At 60.1% G+C, this 4506-nt stretch carries 4 protein-coding genes; 1 reads left to right on the forward strand and 3 read right to left on the reverse strand.

Features of this window, described 5'->3' with window-relative positions; genetic code table 11:
* Positions 1–174: 174 nt before the first annotated feature.
* Positions 175–1341 (reverse strand): cytochrome P450, encoded by a 1167-nt coding sequence (locus tag ABJP42_RS10135; protein WP_348340190.1) that lies wholly within the window; start codon positions 1339–1341, stop codon positions 175–177.
* A gap of 83 nt (positions 1342–1424) precedes the next feature.
* Between ABJP42_RS10135 and ABJP42_RS10140 the strand changes: the two genes are divergently transcribed.
* The gene (locus ABJP42_RS10140; RefSeq protein ID WP_348340191.1) at positions 1425–1937 is read left to right on the forward strand and encodes a MarR family winged helix-turn-helix transcriptional regulator; all 513 of its coding nucleotides are present in this window, start codon (positions 1425–1427) and stop codon (positions 1935–1937) included.
* Between the two features lie 104 nt (positions 1938–2041).
* Here the strand turns inward: ABJP42_RS10140 and ppk2 are convergent, their stop codons facing one another.
* Together ppk2 and ABJP42_RS10150 are read right to left on the reverse strand one after the other, a co-directional pair.
* Positions 2042–2959, reverse strand: coding sequence for a polyphosphate kinase 2 (gene ppk2 / locus ABJP42_RS10145; RefSeq protein WP_348340192.1), 918 nt, complete (start codon positions 2957–2959; stop codon positions 2042–2044).
* A gap of 269 nt (positions 2960–3228) precedes the next feature.
* Positions 3229–4506, reverse strand: a 1278-nt coding sequence (locus tag ABJP42_RS10150) for a GMC family oxidoreductase (protein ID WP_348340193.1), incomplete at its 5' end; no start/stop codon positions are given.

The following is a 4506-nucleotide window of genomic DNA, read 5'->3' on the forward strand; positions in this document are numbered from 1 at the left end:
CATGTTCTTGCAGCCGGATTTGGAACACCCGGCTCTTCCCCGAGGTGGCAAGCGTCGCCCCCCAAACTGCGGCGCATGCTATATCCCCAGCAATTGGAGCAGTTGCCACCTCGGGTCTCCCCTTCTGAGCGGCCCGGTTTACGAGTCGCAAACTCGCAGCCTAGGTAGGCAGTGTTAGCTGACAGACCAGCGCACTGGCACCGACAATGGCCCGCGAAAGGCCCAACCGCCAAAGGGGGCTTCCCCCGCAAGCTCCAGATCTGGCAAAGCCTCAAACAGCATCGGCAAGGCGACTTGTGCAATCAGCGCCTTGGAGATCCAGGCCCCGGCACAAAAATGCGGACCCGCGCCAAAGGACAGTGCTGCCGCGCAGTTCTGGTGCAGATCAAACTCATCAGGGTGGCTGAAATGCGCGGTGTCCCGGTTGCCTGCCCCATACATCAAAAAGACCCTGTTTTCTGGCTCCAGGGTTACGCCCTTCAGCTCGTAGGGCTGCGCCACCCTGCGCGGCGACATTCCGATTGGCGAAATCCAACGCGCATATTCCTCAAAGGCCTGCAGCCAGGTCGCCTTGCCATTCTGGACATCTGCAAGCTGATCGGGATGGGTCAACAACGCCCAGGCTGTGCCAGCGATGGCGTCGCGCGGCTCATTCTGCCCGCCCGAGATAGCCAGCTTGATATTGGCCCGCAGCGCCTGCTCCCCCATCCCCGCCCGGGACTGGACCGCTAACAAAGACCGGTCCTCTGCCGCGATGGGCTGATCCAGCCTGGCCGTAATACAGGCGTCGATCTGCCGGGTCGCCGCGTGGCAGCGGCGTTCAACCGCCGGATCCCCCGCATAGTTGGCACAGCCATCAATCATTTGCTGGCTCACCAGATCCATGTCGCGGGCCGTCATATTGGTCAGCCCGGTGATCCGTTTCAGCGCCTCGCCGGACACCAGCGTGGCGTAATCCTGCACCAGATCACAGCTTCCACGCGACACTAACCCGGCCAGGATCTCTGTTGTTAGCGCCCGAAACGCGGCCAGCCAGTGATCGCGCACCGTTTTTGGTGACACCGTGGGAAAGATCGCCCGGCGCTCGCTTTGATGCGCGTCGCCATCTTTGCGCATCATGTTTTGCCCCATCAACTTGGTCATCAACCCATCGGGCTGCACGGAGGAGAACACCTCCACCTTCTTTTCCTCACGGAAGATATCGTCACGGCTGGTGATCAAATAGGCCTGCAATTGCGGCACAAAAACCACCGGCGCCAGCGCCTGCATCCTCACCAGATCCGGATAGGGATCGCGCCAGAACGCCGCCGGGTCGATCTCATAGTGTTCTGCCTGTGCCACATCGGCCTCCCGGTCGTCAAAGCATCACTCTAGTGAAGGTGTCGCGTGTTGATCTGTCAACACATGACTTCTAAGATAGAACCATGACCAATACGCCCGACCTGCCAGACGACATGTTCCTGGTCACTGCTGATGGCAGTGCAGATGACCCAGCCGCGCCGACACTGAGCTTTCGCAACAGCCCGGTGGTGCTGGTGAGCTTCGCCGGTAACCGCTTCACCCGCGAGGCCACCCGCGCTTACCAGGCTGAGTTCGACATCGGGGTGATGGATTGGCGCATGCTGGTGATGCTGACCCGCAGCCCGGGCTGCTCGGTGGCGCAGGCTGCGCGGCTCACTGGCATCGACAAGGCGGCCGTCAGCCGCTCACTGCAAAGGCTCGAAGAAAACGGCCTGGCAGAGGCTGCGGTTCTGGGCGGGGACGAGCGGCGAAAGTCCTGGAGCCTCACCCCACAGGGCCAGGACCTGCACGGCCAAATCCTGCCCCGGGCGCTAGAGCGCCAGCGCGATCTGCTGAAAGGGTTCTCCCCACAAGAGGTCCGCGCGTTCACCGGATACCTGCAACGGTTCCTCGACAATATCGAACCACCTGATTAAGGCGCTACCGCGCTGTGCCTCAGGCACAGCGCCGGGCCCAACAGGCTGTGGCCTTCGTGAGAAGGTCACAAAACTGGCGGGAGCCCCCCCTTGCCTTGGGGCTTTTAGTAGATCTTTGGCACGTGTAGCTCATCCGGCAGCACCCGGCGTTCATAGTCCGGGTTATACTCGCGATCCGGCAAAGACACTTTGTCACTGGTGACATCGTGATAGGGGATTTTGCTCAGCAAATGCTCGATGCAGTTCAGCCGCTCGCGCTTTTTGTCGTTGCCTTCAACGATATACCAGGGCGCCTCGGGGATATTTGTGCGCTCAAACATCTCTTCCTTGGCCTTGGTGTATTGCTCCCAGCGAATGCGGCTCTCCAGATCCATTGGTGACAGCTTCCACTGTTTCATTGGATCGTGAATACGCATCATAAACCGCAGCTGCTGCTCTTCATCGGTGATCGAGAACCAGTACTTCAGCACGATGGTGTTGGAGCGCACCAACATACGTTCAAATTCCGGCACATCGCGAAAGAAGTTCTCTACCTGATCGTCATCGGCAAAGCCCATCACCCGCTCCACCCCTGCGCGGTTATACCAGGAACGGTCAAACAGAACGATTTCCCCCGCCGAGGGCAGATAGGGCACGTAGCGCTGAAAATACCACTGGCTTTGCTCACGCCGACTTGGGGCCGGTAGGGCCACCACCCGCGCCACCCGCGGATTCAACCTTTGGGTAATTCTCTTGATGACGCCGCCCTTGCCGGCACTGTCACGGCCTTCCATGATCACCAGCACCTTGGCGCCGGTCTCCACCACCCAGTCCTGCAGCTTGATCAGCTCGGCCTGCAGGCGCAGCAAGTTGCGGAAATAGACCTTGCGATCCAGCATCTCCGGGTGCTGCTCGCGGTAAATCTTGCGCAGCTCCATCGACAGCATCGGCTCGGCAAATTCAATTTCGATATCCTCATCCAAAGTGTCCTGAAGCTCTGCTTCAAGCCAATCATAGGAGTCGGAATCGATATCGCTGGTCACGGGCGTAATCCTTTTCTCGTGTTGTCTGTTGCGGATGTCACTATCAATCCAGTGTAATCCTTTGATGTCACCAAGAGCTCAGCCAGGCTGAAAATACAGCTCAATCGCGCACCTCTCTGCAACCACCGGGCGACGGGGCTTCCCTTTTCGCACCGGTTGTTGTTCTCCCCGCATTGGAACCGGGTTCGGCCCCTGGGTGCAACCGTATTTCTAGAAAATGCGACATCGCGGCACCACTGGCACAGCCTAGCCGCCCATAAAATCGGCAGCTATCCGCGAGCGGTTGCCAGGATCAGATCCGAGGCCTTTTCCCCGATCATGATACTGGGCGCATTGGTATTGCCGCTGGGGATTGTCGGCATGGCGCTGGCGTCAGCCACCCGCAGGCCCTGCACACCGCGCAGGCGCAGATCCGCATCCAGCGGCGCGCTATCCTCTGCCCCCATATGCACCGTGCAGGTGGGATGAAAAATTGTGGTGCCGATATCGCCAGCAGCCTTCATCAAATCTGCGGCATCATCCGATGCCCCGCCCGGCTTCATTTCTTGCGGACCATAGGCCTGCATCGCAGGCTGCCCCATGATCGCCCGCGCTTGGCGGATTGCGGCCACAGCCACCCGACGGTCACCTTCGGTCGACAAGTAGTTCGGTGCAATTTCAGGCGCCTGATGTGGATCATCGGAGGTGATTTTCACAGTGCCCCGGCTTTCGGGACGCAGATTGCAGACGCTGGCGGTGAGACCGGGGAAATCATGCAGCGGCTGACCAAAGGCCTCGAGCGTCAAGGGCTGCACGTGGTATTCCAGATCTGGTGTTGCCAGATCGGGCCGCGAGCGTGAAAACGCCCCCAGCTGGCTTGGCGCCATCGACATCGGACCCGAGCGTTTCAACGCATATTCCAGCCCGATCTTGGCCTTGCCCAAAAGCGAGTTCGCCAATGTGTTCAGCGTCTTTCCTTGCTGTAACCGCCAGGCGCAGCGCAGCTGCAGGTGGTCCTGCAGATTACCCCCCACAGCAGGCATATCGCGCTGCACGTTGATGCCATGCTGCTGCAACAGCTCCCCCGGCCCCAGGCCGGATAATTGCAGGATCTGCGGTGAATTCACCGCCCCCGCCGACAGGATAACCTCGCCGCGCGCCCGCGCCTGAAGGGTCACGCCTCCCTTGTCATATTCAACGCCAACTGCGCGGCCCTCCTCGATCAGGATGCGGCGGCTATGGGCCTGGGTTTCCACTTTTAGATTGGTGCCTGTGGTGGTGCGCAAAAAGGCCTTGGCCGTGTTCATTCGCCAGCCAGAGCGCTGATTGACCCGGAAATAGCCAACGCCTTCGTTGTTACCGGTGTTGAAATCCGTCACCCTTGGCAGCCCCCAACTGGCAGCGGCCTCCATCCAGTCATCCAGCACATCCCAGTGCAGACGCTGGTTCTCCACCCGCCACTCGCCACCGGCACCATGCATCTCGGAGGCGCCGTCGACATAGTCTTCGGATTTTTTGAAGTAGGGCAGCACATCTTCCCAGCCCCAGCCCGCCAGCCCGCGCTGACG

It is taken from the genome of Pseudophaeobacter sp. (assembly GCF_039971195.1).
GTDB lineage: Bacteria > Pseudomonadota > Alphaproteobacteria > Rhodobacterales > Rhodobacteraceae > Pseudophaeobacter.

Bases quoted from the DNA above. Each gene is read 5' to 3' on its own strand.
- ABJP42_RS10140 (WP_348340191.1), top strand. From the start codon at position 1,425: ATGACCAATACGCCCGACCTGCCAGACGACATGTTCCTGGTCACTGCT.